General features: G+C 69.0%; 15 protein-coding genes. 4 read left to right on the forward strand and 11 right to left on the reverse strand.

Annotated features, from left to right (window positions below):
• Nucleotides 1–27: 27 nt before the first annotated feature.
• From BQ6202_RS12555 to dnaA, 11 genes are all read right to left on the reverse strand, one after another.
• Nucleotides 28–435: a DUF3566 domain-containing protein gene (locus BQ6202_RS12555; RefSeq protein ID WP_072314735.1), complete on the reverse strand. Its 408-nt coding sequence runs from the start codon at nt 433–435 to the stop codon at nt 28–30.
• A complete protein-coding gene (gyrA, locus tag BQ6202_RS12560) occupies nt 432–3,089 on the reverse strand; it encodes a DNA gyrase subunit A (protein WP_083587272.1) in 2,658 nt (885 codons plus the stop codon). The genes BQ6202_RS12555 and gyrA overlap by 4 nt, the downstream gene beginning before the upstream one ends.
• A gap of 15 nt (nt 3,090–3,104) precedes the next feature.
• Nucleotides 3,105–5,165, reverse strand: coding sequence for a DNA topoisomerase (ATP-hydrolyzing) subunit B (gene gyrB / locus BQ6202_RS12565; protein ID WP_072314736.1), 2,061 nt, complete (start codon nt 5,163–5,165; stop codon nt 3,105–3,107).
• Nucleotides 5,166–5,444: 279 nt separating this feature from the next.
• Nucleotides 5,445–6,344, reverse strand: a complete 900-nt coding sequence (locus BQ6202_RS12570) for an NAD(P)-dependent oxidoreductase (RefSeq protein WP_072314737.1) — start codon at nt 6,342–6,344, stop codon at nt 5,445–5,447.
• Nucleotides 6,345–6,387: 43 nt separating this feature from the next.
• Nucleotides 6,388–7,791, reverse strand: coding sequence for a four-carbon acid sugar kinase family protein (locus tag BQ6202_RS12575; RefSeq protein WP_072314738.1), 1,404 nt, complete (start codon nt 7,789–7,791; stop codon nt 6,388–6,390).
• Nucleotides 7,792–7,893: 102 nt separating this feature from the next.
• Nucleotides 7,894–8,592, reverse strand: coding sequence for a FadR/GntR family transcriptional regulator (locus BQ6202_RS12580; RefSeq protein ID WP_072314739.1), 699 nt, complete (start codon nt 8,590–8,592; stop codon nt 7,894–7,896).
• A 47-nt stretch (nt 8,593–8,639) separates the two neighbouring features.
• Entirely contained in the window at nt 8,640–9,134 is a 495-nt protein-coding gene (locus BQ6202_RS12585; protein WP_159433647.1) for a DciA family protein, read from the reverse strand.
• Nucleotides 9,127–10,221 carry a DNA replication/repair protein RecF gene (recF, locus tag BQ6202_RS12590; RefSeq protein ID WP_072314741.1) on the reverse strand — a complete coding sequence of 365 codons (1,095 nt, stop codon included), beginning with the start codon at nt 10,219–10,221 and terminating at the stop codon, nt 9,127–9,129. Before recF ends, BQ6202_RS12585 begins: the two co-directional genes overlap by 8 nt.
• Nucleotides 10,222–11,109 carry a phosphogluconate dehydrogenase (NAD(+)-dependent, decarboxylating) gene (gene gnd, locus BQ6202_RS12595; protein WP_072314742.1) on the reverse strand — a complete coding sequence of 296 codons (888 nt, stop codon included), beginning with the start codon at nt 11,107–11,109 and terminating at the stop codon, nt 10,222–10,224. It abuts the gene before it with no gap.
• Nucleotides 11,110–11,137: 28 nt separating this feature from the next.
• Nucleotides 11,138–12,280 carry a DNA polymerase III subunit beta gene (gene dnaN, locus BQ6202_RS12600; protein ID WP_072314743.1) on the reverse strand — a complete coding sequence of 381 codons (1,143 nt, stop codon included), beginning with the start codon at nt 12,278–12,280 and terminating at the stop codon, nt 11,138–11,140.
• 530 nt (nt 12,281–12,810) lie between these two features.
• Nucleotides 12,811–14,220, reverse strand: a complete 1,410-nt coding sequence (dnaA, locus tag BQ6202_RS12605; RefSeq protein WP_072314744.1) for a chromosomal replication initiator protein DnaA — start codon at nt 14,218–14,220, stop codon at nt 12,811–12,813.
• Between the two features lie 333 nt (nt 14,221–14,553).
• On the opposite strand from dnaA, the gene rpmH reads away from it, so the two are divergent.
• Genes rpmH through yidC form a run of 4 tightly spaced genes read left to right on the forward strand, consistent with a single transcriptional unit; the run spans nt 14,554 to nt 16,280 of the window.
• The gene (gene rpmH / locus BQ6202_RS12610) at nt 14,554–14,691 is read left to right on the forward strand and encodes a 50S ribosomal protein L34 (RefSeq protein WP_072314745.1); all 138 of its coding nucleotides are present in this window, start codon (nt 14,554–14,556) and stop codon (nt 14,689–14,691) included.
• An 11-nt stretch (nt 14,692–14,702) separates the two neighbouring features.
• Nucleotides 14,703–15,026, forward strand: coding sequence for a ribonuclease P protein component (gene rnpA / locus BQ6202_RS12615; RefSeq protein ID WP_072314746.1), 324 nt, complete (start codon nt 14,703–14,705; stop codon nt 15,024–15,026).
• Nucleotides 15,027–15,034: 8 nt separating this feature from the next.
• Entirely contained in the window at nt 15,035–15,313 is a 279-nt protein-coding gene (gene yidD / locus BQ6202_RS12620) for a membrane protein insertion efficiency factor YidD (protein ID WP_072314747.1), read from the forward strand.
• A 4-nt stretch (nt 15,314–15,317) separates the two neighbouring features.
• On the forward strand, nt 15,318–16,280 hold the full coding sequence (yidC, locus tag BQ6202_RS12625; RefSeq protein WP_072314748.1) for a membrane protein insertase YidC: 963 nt from the start codon (nt 15,318–15,320) through the stop codon (nt 16,278–16,280).

Raw genomic sequence — 16,280 nt, forward strand, 5'->3', positions numbered from 1 at the left:
GGCGTCCCGGAACACCGCCAGCGCGACCTACTGGTTGGCGAAGCCGACCTGCAGGCCGCCGGTGACGCGCACCGAGAGGTTGTAGAGCACGGCGATGACCGCGCCCATCACCGTGATGACCACGAAGTTCAGCACTGCGACGAGCAGCGTGAACATCATCACCTGCGGCAGCGACAGCATCGAGGTGATGGCGAAGTCGGGGTTGGCGAGGATGTCGCGCAGCACCTCGTCGACCTTGTCGAACAGGCCGACGACCTGCAGCAGCGTCCACATCACGAACACGACCACCAGCTGCACGACGCCCAGCACGAGGCCGAGGATCGCCGCGACCTTCATCGCCGACCAGAAGTCGATGTGCACGAGCCGCAGGCGCACCTGCTTGTTCGATCCGCTGCGACGAGGCGCCTTGCTCTGCAGCTTCTCGGCAATGCTCATTCGTCGTTCTCCTCGGTGGTGGGCTCGCCCGCGTCTGCATCCGCAGCTGCGTCATCCGTGCCGTCAACGATAGCGGCATCGTCTTCCGGGTCGGTGGTGGCGGATGCATCGGCGCCAGCGGGCGCATCGGCGGCGGCGGCGGTCTCGGCGGCGGCCTCGACGACCTCCTCCTCGACGTTGCGCGCGATCTGGATCACGAGGTCCTTCTCGCTGCGCTCGGCGAACTGCACGCCCATGGTGGTGCGGCCGGTCGCGCGCACCTCGTCGACGTGCGAGCGGATGACCTTGCCGGAGGTGCGGATGAGCAGCAGCTCGTCGCCGTCGTGGACGATCGTCGCACCCACGAGCGCACCGCGGTCGTGCCCGCCGGAGGAGAACGTCAGCACGCCCTGGGTGCCGCGGCCCTTCGTGGGGTAGTCGGCCACGGCGGTCTTCTTGCCGAAGCCCTGCTCGGTGACGACGAATACGTAGCCCTCGTCGCCGATGACCATGGCGGCGAGCGCCTCGTCGTCGTCGCGGAGGCGGATGCCCCGCACTCCCCCGGTGTTGCGACCCATGGGGCGCAGCGCCGCATCCGTCGCCTCGAACCGAGCCGCCCGACCCTGCTTCGAGATCACCAGGATCTCGTCGTCGGAGTTCGCGAGCATGGCCGAGATGAGGCGGTCGTCATCGGCGAGGTTGATCGCGATGATGCCGCCCGAGCGGTTCGTGTCGTAGAGCTCGAGGCGGGTCTTCTTGACCTGGCCCTCGCGGGTCGCGAGCACGAGGTAGTCGGCCTGGTCGTAGGAGCGCAGCGTGAGCACGGTCTGCACCTGCTCGTCGGGCTGGAAGGCCAGCAGGTTCGCGACGTGCTGCCCCTTGGCGTCGCGCCCGGCCTCGACGATCTCGTACGCCTTCATCCGGTAGACGCGGCCGAGGTTCGTGAAGAACAGCATCCAGTCGTGCGTCGAGTTGACGCTGAAGTGGTCGACCACGTCGTCGCTGCGCAGCTGCGCGCCGCGCACGCCCTTGCCGCCGCGGTGCTGCGCGCGGTACTGATCGATGCGCGTGCGCTTGATGTAGCCGCCGGTGGTGAGGCTGACGACGACCTGCTCCTCGGGGATCAGGTCCTCCATGGAGACGTCGCCCCCGTAGCCGTACATGATCTCGGTGCGTCGGTCGTCGCCGAACTTCGCGACGATCTCGCCGAGCTCGTCGACGATGATCGTGCGCTGGCGCTCGGGGCTCGCGATGATGTCCTGGTAGTCGGCGATCTTCAGCTCGAGCTCGGTCGCCTCGTCCTGGATTTTCTGGCGCTCGAGGGCGGCCAGGCGGCGCAGCTGCAGCTCGAGGATCGCCTCGGCCTGCCCCTTGTCGATCTCCAGCAGCTCCATCAGGCCGGTGCGCGCGGCGTCCGTCGTCTGCGAGCGGCGGATGAGCGCGATCACCTCGTCGAGCGCGTCGAGCGCCTTGAGGTAGGCGGTCAGGATGTGCATCCGCTCCTGCGCCTTGGCGAGGCGGTACTGCGTGCGACGGACGATGACCTCGACCTGGTGGTCGGCCCAGTGCGTGATGAAGCCGTCGATCGGCAGCGTGCGCGGCACGCCGTCGACGATCGCGAGCATGTTCGCGCCGAAGTTCTCCTGCAGCTGCGTGTGCTTGTAGAGGTTGTTGAGCACGACCTTCGCCACCGCGTCGCGCTTGAGCGTGATGACGAGGCGCTGGCCGGTGCGGCCGGAGGTCTGATCCTCGATGTCGGCGATGCCCGAGAGCTTGCCGTCCTTCACGAGGTCGGCGATCTTGCGCGCGAGGTTGTCGGGGTTCACCTGGTAGGGCAGCTCGGTGATGACGAGCGCCGTGCGGTTGTTGACCTCCTCGACGCTCACGACCGCCCGCATCGTGATCGAGCCGCGGCCTGTGCGGTAGGCCTCCTGGATGCCCTTGGTGCCGAGGATCTGAGCGCCCGTGGGGAAGTCCGGCCCCTTGATGCGCTCGATGAGGGCGTCCTGCAGCTCCTCGCGCGTGGCATCCGGGTGCTCGAGGTGCCAGATGGCGCCGGCGGCCACCTCGCGCAGGTTGTGGGGCGGGATGTTCGTGGCCATTCCGACGGCGATGCCGACGGAGCCGTTGACGAGCAGGTTCGGGAAGCGCGCCGGGAGCACCGAGGGCTCCTGCGTGCGGCCGTCGTAGTTGTCCTGGAAGTCGACGGTGTCCTCGTCGATGTCGCGCACCATCTCCATGGCGAGCGGCGACATCTTCGTCTCGGTGTACCGCGGGGCAGCTGCCTCGTCGTCACCGGCGGAGCCGAAGTTGCCCTGGCCGAGCGCGAGCGGGTATCGCAGGCTCCACGGCTGCACGAGGCGCACGAGCGCGTCGTAGATCGCCGTGTCGCCGTGCGGGTGGAACTGTCCCATCACGTCGCCGACCACGCGCGAGCACTTGGAGAACGCCTTGTCGGGGCGGTAGCCGCCGTCGTACATGGCGTAGATCACGCGGCGGTGCACCGGCTTCATGCCGTCGCGCACCTCTGGCAGCGCGCGGCCCACGATCACGCTCATCGCGTAGTCGAGGTAGGAGCGCTGCATCTCGAGCTGCAGGTCGACCTGCTCGATCGCGCCGTGGTTCGGGGCGTCGCGGTCGAAGGGCACGGCCGCGGGAGTCGTCTCGTCAGTCATCGGTCTCTCTCAGCCTCAGATGTCCAGGAAGCGGACGTCGCGGGCGTTCTTCTGGATGAACGTGCGGCGGGCGTCGACATCCTCACCCATGAGGGTGGTGAAGATCGTGTCGGCGACGGCTGCGTCATCGAGGGTCACCTGCTTGAGCGTGCGGGTCTCGGGATCCATCGTGGTCTCCCAGAGCTCGGAGTAGTTCATCTCTCCCAGACCCTTGTAGCGCTGCACGCCGTTGTCCTTGGGGATGCGCTTGCCGGCTGCCTGCCCGGCCGAGAGCATCGCGTCGCGCTCCCGGTCGCTGTAGGCGTACTCGTGGTCGGCGTTCGTCCACTTGAGCTTGAACAGCGGCGGCGCGGCCAGGTAGACGTAGCCGAGGTCGATGAGCGGCCGCATGTAGCGGAACAGCAGCGTCAGCAGCAGCGTCGTGATGTGCTGGCCATCGACGTCGGCATCGGCCATGAGCACGATCTTGTGGTACCTCGTCTTCTCGGGGTCGAACTCCTCCCCGAGGCCGGCACCGAAGGCCGTGATCATCGACTGGATCTCAGCGTTGCCGAGCGCGCGGTCGAGGCGCGCCTTCTCGACGTTCAGCACCTTGCCGCGCAGCGGCAGGATCGCCTGCGTGTAGGGGTTGCGGCCCTGCACTGCGGAGCCGCCGGCCGAGTTGCCCTCGACCAGGAAGATCTCGGAGATCGCCGGGTCCTTCGACTGGCAGTCCTTGAGCTTGCCGGGCATGCCGCCCGACTCCAGCAGGCCCTTGCGGCGGGTCTGCTCGCGCGCCTTGCGGGCCGCGATGCGCGCGGTCGCGGCCTGGATGGCCTTGCGCACGATGTCCTTGGCCATCGCCGGGTTCGACTCGAACCAGTGGCCGAGCTCCTCGCCCGTCACCTTCTGCACGAAGGACTTCGCCTCGGTGTTGCCGAGCTTCGTCTTCGTCTGGCCCTCGAACTGCGGCTCGCCGAGCTTCACCGACACGATCGCGGTCAGGCCCTCGCGCACGTCGTCGCCCGAGAGGTTCTCGTCCTTCTCCTTGAGCAGGTTCGTCGTGCGCGCGTAGCGGTTGACGAGCGTCGTCAGCGCAGCGCGGAAGCCCTCCTCGTGCGTGCCGCCCTCGTGCGTGTTGATCGTGTTCGCGTAGGTGTAGACCGCCTCCTGGTAGGAGCCCGTCCACTGCATGGCGATCTCGACCGAGATGCGGCGCTCAGTGTCCTCCGACTCGAAGTCGATGATCTCCGGGTGCACCGGCTCCGCCTTCTTCGACTCGTTGAGGTAGGCCACGTAGTCCTTGAGGCCGTTCTCGTAGAGGAAGGCGTCGGAGCGCTGCTGCGCCTCGGAGGTGTCGTCGCCGTCGGGCTCGAGCAGCGCCTCTGGGCGAAGATCCTCGATCGCGATGCGCAGCCCCTTGTTGAGGAACGCCATCTGCTGGAAGCGCTTCGCGAGCGTCTCGTAGTCGAACTCGACGGTCTCGAAGATGTCGGTGCTCGGCCAGAACGTCAGGGTCGTGCCGGTGTGGTCGGTCGCCTCGCCGGTCTGCAGCGCGCCCTCGGGGTCGCCGACCGCGAACGACTGGCGGTGCACGTGGCCCTCGCGGTGGATCTCGACCTCGAGCCGCGACGAGAGCGCGTTCACGACGGACGAGCCGACGCCGTGCAGGCCGCCCGAGACCGCGTAGCCGCCGCCACCGAACTTGCCGCCGGCGTGCAGCACGGTGAGCACGACCTCGACGGTCGACTTCGAGGGGTCGGAGGAGTGCGGGGCGACGGGGATGCCGCGGCCGTTGTCGGTCACCCGCACGCCGCCGTCGGCGAGGATCGTGACCTCGATGTTGTCGCAGTGGCCCGCGAGCGCCTCGTCGACGGCGTTGTCGACGATCTCGTAGACCAGGTGGTGCAGACCGCGCGGGCCGGTCGAGCCGATGTACATGCCGGGGCGCTTGCGCACCGCCTCGAGGCCCTCGAGGATCTGGATCTGATCGGCGCCGTAGTCGCCCTGCTGGGGCTGCGGAGCAGGCTTGGCCTTGGGCTTCTCGGTGGGCTCGGGTGCCGGCTGTCCGGGCTGTGCGTCGTGCTCGTTCACCATGGTTCTTCGCATCCGCCTTCCGCGCTCTCCACCTGGGAGGGCGCAACCCTCCGATTCTACCCCGCCAACCGCGAAAAGACGGCTTCGCACGCGCCTCAGAGCGCCGATCGGGCACTCCGAGAGCACGAAACCCTGGCACAGCCCCGTTCTGAGGCGCAGGATGCCTCCACAGGCCTGCGTGGGCAGGTTCAGGATGGGTGACGATCCCCCGTCCAGAACGGGGGTCGCGCGGAGGCCGTCCCGGAGCGACGACCGATGGGCCGTGCGCGGGTGGCTCCGCTATGCCTGCGGCGAGCGCCGGATGGGGGCGACCACCCGGATCACCGCGGAGTCGTCGAGGGCTCCGAGCCCCTGCGCCTCACCGAGGAGGAAGAGCTGCTCGGCAGCGGCCGCCACCGGCACCGCGAGGTGCTGCGCGCGGGCAGCTGCGCCCACGATGCCGAGGTCCTTCACGAAGATGTCGAGCCGGCTGAGCACCTCTGCACCGCCCTCGTCATAGGCCTGCAGTGCCCGCGGCCCGCGGTTGGCGAGCATGAAGGAGCCGGCGGCGCCGGCCGAGAGCGCCTCGAGGGTGCGCTCGCGATCCAGGCCCAGCGCATCCGCGAGCGCGAGCGCCTCTGCGGCGGCGGCGATGTGCACGCCGCAGAGCAGCTGGTTGACCGTCTTGAGCGCCTGCCCGTCGCCGGGCTTGTCCCCCACCACGGTCAGCGTCGAGGCGAGCTGCTCGAGCACCGGCTGCGCCACCGCCAGCGCTGCAGGTGCTGCGCCGACGACGATCAGCAGGTCACCCTGGCCCGCGCGCACGGGTCCGCCCGAGAGCGGTGCGTCCACGAGGCTCGCGCCCGACTCGGCCAGGCGCTCGGCCAGCTCGGCGATGCCGTCGGTGCCCACCGTGCTCGTCAGGATCACGACCGCGCCCTCGTCGAGGTGCTCGGCGAGCCCCGCCTCGCCGAACAGCAGCTCGCGCAGCTGCTCGCCCGTCCGCACCGCGACGATCACGGCCTGGGCGCCGGAGACCGCCTCGACGGCGGAGGCGGCCGGTGCGACCCCGTGCTGGTCCGCGAGAGCGAGGCGCTGGTCGGCGATGTCGAAGCCGCGCACCTCGAAGCGCTCCGCGAGGCGTGCTGCCATGGGGAGTCCCATGGCGCCGAGTCCGATGACGGCGACGGTGCTGGTCATGTGGTTCCTGCTTCCTCGGTGCGAGTGGATGTCGTGGTGGCGGTCAGTCGGCGAGCGTGCGCACGACGAGCGAGAGCGAGTGCTCGGTGCCGACGTTCCCGGCGAAGACGACGTAGGGGATGCCGACGGCCGGGCCGACCTGCGGCTGCCAGAGCGAGACGATGCCCGGCAGCATCGGGCCGACGACCTGCGCGCGGCGGATCTGCAGCGCCTCGCTCGCGACATCGCTGGACGTGATCCCTCCCTTGGCGATGACGAAGCGCGGCGGCGCGAGCTCGAGCACGCGCGCGACCAGCTCGACGAGGCCGGCGGAGACGCGGCGCGCGATGTCGAGGCTCGCATCGCCGTCGGCCCCGGTGACGAGCTCGCGGCTCGTGTGGACGATCACCGTGCCGTGCTCGATCGCGCGGGCCACCGCATCCGCCTGCTGTGCCAGGTGCTGCTCGCGGCGCTCGTCGATGAGGGATCGCACGTCGAGCTCGACGGTGGCCGTGTCGGGGCGGTCGGCCTGGAGCGCCGCGAGCTGCGCGGTCGTGAGCGGCACGTGGCTGCCGACGACGACGAGCCCGCCGCGATCGTTGGCGAACTCGATGCGATCGGCGGTCACCGGCTCGGCGATCGGCTGGCCGATGTGCGCGCGCAGGTACGGCGGGCCGATGCGCAGCAGTGACGTGACACCCTCGCGATCGAGCTCGTGGAGCGCGAGCGCGACCTGGCGCATGTCATGCTCGTCGACCGCGTCGACCACGACGACCGCTCCGGGAGCGAGCTCGCGGAGGAAGCCCGTGACCGCCGCGGTGCCGGCGCGGATGATGTCGATCGTGAGCGCTGCCACGTCGTCGCGGCGCACGCGGCCATGCGTCTTCTCCTCGACCCAGTCGCGCAGGTCGGAGGCGCGGTAGCCGAAGGTCGCGTCGGCGGCGAAGGGCGTCTGGCCCACGGGCGTCGCCTCGTCGTCGACCACCCAGTAGTGCACGGCGTCGACGGTGATGCGGCCGGAGTCCGGGAACGCGGGGATGAGCATGGTGAGGTGGGGAGCAGCACCGCCATGCTGGGCGACGGCCTCGGCGAGCACGTCGGTCTCGAGCGGGAAGTGCCCGCGCAGGGTCGAGTCGCTGCGGCTGACGAACGAGACGCGCTTGCCGGCGCGGTGTGCGGCCTCGAGCGCCACGGCGACGACCTCGCGGTTGCGGGCCTCGGCGCCCGACTCCGAGAGCGAGCGGGTGTTGGTCAGGACGTAGACGGCAGCCGCGTCCTGCCCGAGGGCCCAGTCGAGGTCGGCGGCGTCCCACCTGGTGAGCACCGGGAGCCCCGCGACCGACTGCGTGCCGGTCGGGTCGTCGTCGAGGACGATCAGCACCAGGTCGGCGGCGCGAGCCGCGGCGACGTCGGCGGCGTCGATCTGCAGGGGCGCGGGCAGCGGGGCGAGCAGGTCGTCGAGGTGCAAGAGAACTCCTGTGTTCTGGTCAGATATCAGATATCTTCACTGCGTCGGCGGGCGATGTCAACCCTCGATCCGGCGCTCACGCCGATCGCAGCGATCCGGCGCTCAGCCGAAGACGAGCCCGACCAGATCCTCATGCGTCTGCTGCATGTGACGCGCCATCGCGTCGCGAGCCTCCGTCGCCCCGCCTGCGCGGATCGCCTCCAGGACCGTGCGGTGCTCGGCGATGGCGTGCTCGCGGATCGCGTGCACCGCGCTCGTCTCCCCGCGCGTCTCCTCGAGCATCGCGGTGAGCGGGCGGATGGCTGCGACGAGGATCCGGTTCTCCGCTGCGCGGATGATGGCGTCGTGGAAGTCGAGGTCGGCGGCGACGAAGCCGTCGACATCGCCCGCCTCGTGGTGCTCGGACATGCGCACGAGCGCATCCTCGAGCACTGCCAGGTCCTCATCCGTCCTGCGCCCGGCCGCGAGCCTCGCGGCCCCGGTCTCGATCATCATGCGCACCTCGAGCAGCTCGAGCGAGGACTGCTTGCGCTGCCCGGCGCTGCGCGCGTGCCGCACCACGGCATCCATGCCCGTCCACTCCGCGACCGGAGCGATGCGGTGCCTGCTGCCGGGCACCTGCACGATCACGCCCTGCGCCTGCAGCAGTCGCACCGCCTCGCGCATCGTCAGTCGCGAGACGCCGAACTCCACGGCGAGCTGACCCTCGGGGGGCAGCTGCTCACCGGCGGTGAGCGCTCCGTCGATGATCGCGTCGAGCAGCTGGTCGACGGCGTCGTGCGTGCGTGATGGGCGCGGCATCGGTCCTCCTCAGACGGGTGTCAGACAGCGTAGCCGCCCATGCCGCCCTAGCCCCACGTATCCCGCGGCCCGCGCCCCGGCACCGATCGGCGGCCGCGGTTGAAGCTCGGCAGGTCGGGCCCGATGAAGCGCACCTGCGTCAGACCGCAGTCGGGGAACCGGGCGAGGATCCGCGTGGTGGTCTCCGCCCGCAGGATGCGCATCTGCTGGGTCCAGGCCGTGGAGGCGCAGCGCACGGTCAGCACGCCCTCCTCGAAGGAGACCGGCTCGGTGCGACCGGCGTTCTCCTCCCCGACGAGCTCCGGCCAGTGGACCATCACGTCGGCGCGCGCGAGCGTCGTCGTCCACCCTCGGTCGTCGGCGAAGCCGGCGAGCACATCGCCGAGCCCCTTCGGGTCGCGTCCCTTCCCGAACGGCACGGAGGCATCCGGATCCCTGCGCGAGCGCCGGCGGCCATCGCGCGTGACCATCGCCGGGTCGCCCATCTTCGCCTTGAGGCGGAGCCAGACGCGCTCCGGCTCCGTGGGCGCGAGCTCACGCATCGACGACCACCGCGCCGGCATCGATGCGGATGCGGTGGTCGCGAAGCGCCTGCGGCACGTCGTCCTCGACGGCGGCGGTGATGAGCACCTGCTCGAAGCCGCTCGCCGCCTCGGCCAGGCGCTGGCGCCGACCGGCGTCGAGCTCGGCGAACACGTCGTCGAGGATCATCACGGGGTCGCCGCCGGACCCGTCGCGCAGCAGCTCTGCGGAGGCGAGGCGCAGCGCGAGCGCGAAGGACCACGACTCGCCGTGGCTCGCGTAGTGGCGCGCGAGCAGGTCGTTGAGCTGCAGCTCGAGGTCGTCGCGGTGCGGGCCGACGAGGCTGACCCCGCGGTCGAGCTCGTCGCGACGGCGCTCTGCCAGCAGCGCACGGAACGCATCAGCGGAGTCGGGCACGTTCGTGATCAGCGCGATGCGGGCGTCGTGCTCGTCACCGGCGACGAGCCGATATGCCGCCGCGACGTGCGGCGAGAGCTCGTCGACCAGGGTACGTCTCGTGCGCATGACCTCGAGGCCGAGGTCGACGAGCCGGCCGTCCCAGACCTCGAGCGTGGTCATGTCATCCGGTCGCAGCCGCGCGGCGCGAGCGCTCTTGAGCAGCGAGTTGCGCTGCTTCAGCACGCGGTCGAGATCGCTGTGGACGCTGGTGAGCCGTGGTGCGCGCATCACGGCGAGCTCGTCGAGGAAGCGGCGGCGGCCACCGGGATCGGCGCGCACCAGCTGCAGGTCCTCGGGGCTGAAGAGCACCGCCTGCAGGTAGCGCGGCAGGTCGCGGATGCGCACGTTCTGCCCGTTGGCCTGCGCGCGGTTCGCGCCGCGCACGTTCAGCTCGACGTCGAGCTGGAACGCCCGCTCGTCGTTCGTGACGGTGCAGCGCACGATCGCCTGCTGCTCCCCCGCCCTGATGAGCGCGACATCCGTCGGCACGCGGTGGCTCGAGCCCGTCGCGATCCAGACGAGCGACTCGACCATGTTGGTCTTGCCCTGCCCGTTGCGACCGACCAGGAGGTTCGCACCGGGCGCGAACTCGACATCCGCCACCTCATAGTTGCGGAAGTCGGTCAGGGCGAGCCGACTGACGCGCACTCAGACCTTCTTGATCGCGTGTCCGCCGAACTGGTTGCGGAGCGCGGCGACCGCCTTCATCGCGGGGCTGTCATCCTGCCGCGACTCGAAGCGGGCGAAGAGCGACGCCGAGATGGCCGGCATCGGCACCGCGTTCGCGATCGCCTCCTCCACCGTCCAGCGGCCCTCTCCGGAGTCGTCGACGTAGCCCTCGATCTCCGAGAGGTCGTCGTCCTCGTCGAGCGCGCGCACCATCAGGTCGAGGAGCCAGGAGCGCACGACCGTGCCGCGCTGCCAGGCCTTGAACGAGCCGGCGACGTCGTGCACGAGCTCCTTGCGCTCGAGCAGCTCGAAGCCCTCGGCATAGGCCTGCATCAGGCCGTACTCGATCCCGTTGTGCACCATCTTCACGTAGTGCCCGGCGCCGGTCGGGCCCGCGTGCACGAAGCCCTCCTCGCGCGGACCCTCGGGCCGCAGCGCGTCGAACACGGGCATGAGCTCCTCGACGTCGGCGCGCTCGCCACCGACCATCAGTCCGTAGCCGTTCTCGAGGCCCCAGACCCCACCGGAGACGCCGACATCCACGAAGCGCACGCCACGCTCCGCGAGCTGCGCGGCGTGACGCTCGTCCTCCGTGAAGCGCGAGTTGCCGCCGTCGATCACCAGGTCGCCCTCCGACAGCTTCGCGCCCAGCTCGGTGACAACGGCATCCGTGATAGCGCCAGCAGGCACCATCGCCCAGACGACGCGCGGCGCCGGCAGTGCCGCGATGAGGTCATCGATGCTCGCAGCATCGCTGATCTCGGGGTTCGTGTCGTAGCCGGTGACCTCGATGCCCGCCTGCTCGAGGCGGGTGCGCATGTTGCCGCCCATCTTGCCGAGGCCGATCAGTCCGATGTGCGTCGTCATGGAGCTCCCTCGTCGCGATCTGCGCGGATCAGCGCAGCAGCAGGTTCGGCTGCAGCAGGTACTTGAAGTCGGTGGCCTCTGCGTCGTCGCGCGAGGTCTGGCCGCGGATCAGCATGGGCCCGGGCTTGTTCGTGTTCTCGGAGTGCGTGAACGAGACGCGCACGAACTCGGAGTGCGTCGCCTGGATGCCGTCGATGAGCAGCTGCGGCTTGATCGAGAGCACGATGTCGTCGCCCTCGAGCACCGCATCGATGATCTCGGAGGCCTGCGCCTGCTCGGAGCCGATGGCCTCGAGCTGCACCTGGCCCTCGCTGAAGGTGTACCGGATGGCGGCCTCGGCGTCGAGCACGAGCTGCACGCGACGGGTCGCGTCGACGAGCTCTGAGGTGCTCACGACGGCGTGGTGGTCGATCGCCTCGGGGAACAGCCGACGGACGGGCGGGTAGTTGCCCTTGATGAGGAGGCTCGTGACGGTGCGATCGGTCGTCGAGAAGGCGATCTGCTGGCGCTCGCCGGGCTCGCTCATGGTGATCTGGATGCGGTCGGCACCGCCGAAGGTGCGGCCCACCTCGGTGAGGGTGCGGGCGGGCACGAGCGAGGTCAGGGCCTCCGTCGCGTCGCCGGCATCCCACTGGATGCTGCGCACCGAGACGCGGTAGCGGTCGGTGGCGATGAGCGTGAGCGTGGTGTCGGAGGCCTCGAGCTGCACACCCGTGATGACGGGGGTGACGTCCTCGCGCGATGCCGAGATCGCGACCTGGCCGATCGCCTCGGCGAAGGCCTTGCCCTCGACGACGCCGGTGCGGCCCTCGACGGTCGGGACCGTGGGGTACTCCTCGAGCGGCATCTTGGCGAGCGAGAAGTTGGCGTTGCCGCAGCGGATCGAGACCTTCGTGCCGTCATCCTCGACGCGCACCTCGCGCTGGGGCAGCTTCGCCGCGATGTCGCTCATCATCTTGCCGGAGACCAGCACGACGCCCTCGGACTCGACATCGGCCTGCACCGAGGTGCGCGCCGACGACTCGAAGTCGAAGGACGAGAAGACGACTCCCTCGGGCGTCGCCTCGATGCGCACGCCGCTGAGGATCGGCATCGTCGGCCGCTGCGGGAGGAGCTTCACGGCGAACGACACGGCATCGCTGAAGACATCGCGGTTGATGACGAACTTCACGGGTCTCCCTCGTTCACTGAGCAGATGCTTCGGCGCTGAAGGCGTCGCAAGGCAGTGCCGCACCGCAGAGCGTTGGCGGCGGTGTCGATTGTGGCACAGCCTCGCGTCCTGCGACCCGTGGCCTCCTCGACCGCCGACCGTCATGGTTGGCAGCTCGCCGAATCCTCTTCTCACTCACACTGTCATTCATAACCCCTGTGGAACTTGTGGAACCGCGGGCTCCTCGCGGCTCGTGGCATGGGAACTACAAGCGTGGAAGTTGTAGAGCGCCTGTTGACGCGCATCCACACCTCGGTGGAGGGCGACGGATGTGTCATTCGACCGCGCTCACAGCCCGAGCCACGTTGTGCACAGGCAGCGCTGCTTCTCCACAGGTCGAACCACATGAAGTGCACGTTGAGGGTTTGGGTGCGCTCCCCGGTCGCTGGGGAAGGCGCGCGAGCCGTCGGTCGAGGAGCGCGCGCCGAAGGCGCACGCGTCTCGAGACCAAGGGGAGGGCGTCGCGGCGAAAGCCCGACAGGGCCTTCGCCCTAAGCTCCAGCGCGCTGCCTGATCCGCGCCGTGAGCTCCGTCACCTGCGTGTAGACCGAGCGCCGCTCCTGCATGAGCTTCTCGATCTTCTTGTTCGCGTACATCACGGTGGTGTGGTCGCGGTTGCCGAACAGCTGGCCGATCTTCGGCAGCGACATGCTCGTCATCTCGCGGCACAGGTACATGGCGATCTGGCGAGCGAGCGCGATCGTCTGCGACCGCGATGAGCCGTGCAGGTCGTCGACCGTCAGCTTGAAGTAGGCAGCGGTGTGGCTGATGATGTCGCTCGGCGACACGGGTGCCTCCTCGTCGAACGAGAAGAGGTCCTTCAGCACCGTCTGCGCGAGCTCCATCGTGACCGGCAGCCGGTTGAGGCTCGCGAACGCGGTGACGCGGATGAGCGTGCCCTCGAGCTCGCGGATGTTCGACTGCACCTTGTCGGCGATGATCGAGAGCACCTCCGGGGGGATCTGGATGCGCTCGGCCTCCGCCTTCTTGCGCAGGATCGCGATGCGCGTCTCGACATCCGGCACCGTCACATCTGTGATGAGACCCCACTCGAAGCGGCTCACCATGCGCTCCTCGAAGCCCTGCAGGTGCTTGGGCGCGACATCCGAGGTGATCACGACCTGCTTGTTGTGATCGTGCAGTGTGTTGAAGGTGTGGAAGAACGCCTCCTGCGTGGACTCCTTGCCGCGCAGGAACTGGATGTCGTCGATCAGCAGCACGTCGACCTCGCGGTACCGCTGCTGGAACGACTGGTTCAGGTTGTTCGCGATGGCGTTGATGAAGTCGTTCGTGAACTCTTCGCTCGAGACGTAGCGCACCCGGATCCCCGGGTACATCCCCTCGGCGTAGTGACCGATCGCGTGCAGGAGGTGCGTCTTGCCGAGGCCCGAGTCGCCATAGATGAACAGCGGGTTGTAGGCCTTGGCCGGCGTCTCGGCGACCGCCAGAGCGGCAGCGTGTGCGAAGCGGTTCGAGCCGCCGATGACGAAGTTGTCGAAGGTGTACTTCGGGTTGAGCCGCGAGTCGACACGCCGCTGGTTCTTCTCGCCCGGCTCGCGCTCGTAGCTCGTGACGGGTGCGACGACGGGGTCCGAGGCGGGGTCGTCGATGAGGTCCGGCAGCGGCTCCTCGCGCTCGAGCTGCGGGTTCACGACGATCTTGAACTGCGAGATCTCCACAGCGTTCTCCACAAGGGCTTCCGTGACCGGGAGCCGGAGGCGCTGCTCGAGCATGTCGCGCGTCAGGTCGTTCGGGACGTCGAGGTAGAGCACCGATCCCATGACGCCCTGCGGCTCGACGAGGTCGAGGAATCCGCGCAACGACGGGGGAATCCGGTTGTCGACCTCGAGGGTCGCCAGGACGGAGGACCAGAGGTGTCCGGTGCTGTCGTCCGGGGCCATCGGATGCGGTTCCTCTCCGAGAACAGTCGTGTGACGGGTGCTATCCACACCATTATCCACAGGATGTGTGGATGAGAGGTCCGCTCGCACCGACGCTCGAATGGCACCTTGCGTGACGCGGATCAGTCGAGTCTGCACGCATAGACCATCCCGTGCAAGTCTCGCTGGCACCCGAGCGGCGTGGCGCGGATCAGACCTCCGCTCCGTTGACCGGGGCTCGTGCTTCGCGTATGCTCGTCAGGTTGCCGCGCCCGCAGTGCGGCGCATCGTCGAGCCCGTCGGCTCGCCACCATGACTTGCGGCGCGAACTGCGCCGGACCACGGGAGAACACCATGAGCAAGCGCACGTTCCAGCCGAACAACCGCCGCCGCGCCAAGAAGCACGGCTTCCGCCTCCGCATGCGCACGCGCGCCGGCCGCGGCATCCTGGCGGCACGCCGTCGCAAGGGCCGCACCGAGCTCTCGGCGTAAGACCGAGCGAGGTGCTCGCGAAGGCGAACCGGATCGTGCGCGGCGATGACTTCCGTCGCATCGTGCGCACCGGTCGCCGCGCGGGCTGCGAGCTCGCGGTGGTGCACCGCGCGAAACCCGAAGCGGCAGTCGCCCGCTTCGGGTTCATCGTGTCCAAGAAGGTCGGCAACGCCGTGATCCGCAACCGAGTGAAGCGACGCCTGAGCGAGGTCGTGCGCGCCGAGCTCGGCGACATCGAGACGGCCGACATCGTCATCCGGGCCCTTCCTGCGGCAGCCATAGCCGACCTGGCTACACTGAGGGCCGGCATCGCGCCGCTGCTGGTGCGCCGGTGAGGAGCCTCATGCTCCTGCCGCGCAACGTCTGCGTCGCGATCCTCGTCGCCTACAGGGCAGTGATCTCACCGCTCTACGGCGACGTGTGCCGCTACTACCCCAGCTGCTCGCGATACGCCATGCAGGCGATCCAGCAGCACGGGGTGGTGCGCGGCATCTGGTTCGGCGCCAGGCGCCTGCTCCGCTGCCACCCGTGGGCGGCAGGCGGGGTCGACGACATCCCAGAGCCGCGAGAGCGGTTCGCAACGACTCGGGCGGGATTCGTGCTCGCCCACAAGGAGCAGTGACAGCTTGGACATCTTCGCCCTGCTGATGTGGCCCATCAAGTGGGTCATCGAGGCGATCCTGGTCGGATTCCACTGGGTGGTCACCAGCCTCGGCGGTGACCCCGGCTCCGGCCTCACCTGGGTGCTCTCGATCGTGGGCCTCGTGCTCGTGATCCGCAGCGCGATGATCCCGCTGACCGTGCGCCAGATCGTCTCCTCGCGCAAGTCGCTCGAGATCCAGCCCGAGATCCAGCGCATCCAGAAGAAGTACAAGGGCAAGAAGGATCAGTTCTCCCGCGAGGCGATGCAGCGCGAGACCATGGAGGCCTACAAGAAGGCGGGCACCAACCCCTTCGCCTCGTGCCTCCCGCTGCTCGTGCAGATGCCGATCTTCCTCGGCCTGGTGCAGGTCCTGACCGATGCCAACGCTGTGAAGCCCGGCGTGGGCCTGCTGACGATCGATCTCGCACGGCTGTTCAGCGAGTCCACGCTGTTCGGCATCGTCCCGCTGCACATGACGATGCAGGCGGGCTTCGCCACCGGCAGCATCCCCGTGATCATCACGGCGATCCTGCTGACGCTCATCATGTGCGCGACGCAGTTCTACACGCAGCTGCAGATCATGACGAAGAACCAGACGCCGGCGATGAAGGAGTCGCCGATGTACAAGCAGCAGCGCATCCTGCTGTACATCATCCCGGTGTTCCTGCTCGTGTCCGCGTGGCTCTTCCCGCTCGGCACGATGTTCTACTGGCTCGTCTCCAACATCTACACGCTGGTGCAGCAGCTCATCATCATCAACAAGCTGCCGACGCCCGGCTCCGAGGCCGCGCTCGCGCGCGAGGCGCGGTTGGCTCGCAAGCGGCAGCGCATGGGCCTCCCGGCCGTCGACGAGGCGAAGCCCGGCGAGACGCAGGCAGAGATCGACATCCGCACCCAGCGGCAGCAGCCGCGCGGCAAGCGGCCGAAGTCGCAGCGAGAGGGCTGA

It is taken from the genome of Agrococcus sp. Marseille-P2731 (assembly GCF_900117395.1).
In the GTDB taxonomy this organism is placed as follows: Bacteria; Actinomycetota; Actinomycetes; order Actinomycetales; family Microbacteriaceae; genus Agrococcus.

Excerpts from the sequence above, each read along its gene's own strand:
- gnd (WP_072314742.1), bottom strand. The coding sequence starts at position 11,109 with ATGACGACGCACATCGGACTGATCGGCCTCGGCAAGATGGGCGGCAAC.
- gyrA (WP_083587272.1), bottom strand. The coding sequence starts at position 3,089 with ATGACTGACGAGACGACTCCCGCGGCCGTGCCCTTCGACCGCGACGCC.
- BQ6202_RS12555 (WP_072314735.1), bottom strand. The coding sequence starts at position 435 with ATGAGCATTGCCGAGAAGCTGCAGAGCAAGGCGCCTCGTCGCAGCGGA.
- rpmH (WP_072314745.1), top strand. The coding sequence starts at position 14,554 with ATGAGCAAGCGCACGTTCCAGCCGAACAACCGCCGCCGCGCCAAGAAG.
- BQ6202_RS12570 (WP_072314737.1), bottom strand. The coding sequence starts at position 6,344 with ATGACCAGCACCGTCGCCGTCATCGGACTCGGCGCCATGGGACTCCCC.
- BQ6202_RS12585 (WP_159433647.1), bottom strand. The coding sequence starts at position 9,134 with ATGCGTGAGCTCGCGCCCACGGAGCCGGAGCGCGTCTGGCTCCGCCTC.
- dnaA (WP_072314744.1), bottom strand. The coding sequence starts at position 14,220 with ATGGCCCCGGACGACAGCACCGGACACCTCTGGTCCTCCGTCCTGGCG.
- gyrB (WP_072314736.1), bottom strand. The coding sequence starts at position 5,165 with ATGGTGAACGAGCACGACGCACAGCCCGGACAGCCGGCACCCGAGCCC.
- BQ6202_RS12580 (WP_072314739.1), bottom strand. The coding sequence starts at position 8,592 with ATGCCGCGCCCATCACGCACGCACGACGCCGTCGACCAGCTGCTCGAC.
- yidD (WP_072314747.1), top strand. The coding sequence starts at position 15,035 with ATGCTCCTGCCGCGCAACGTCTGCGTCGCGATCCTCGTCGCCTACAGG.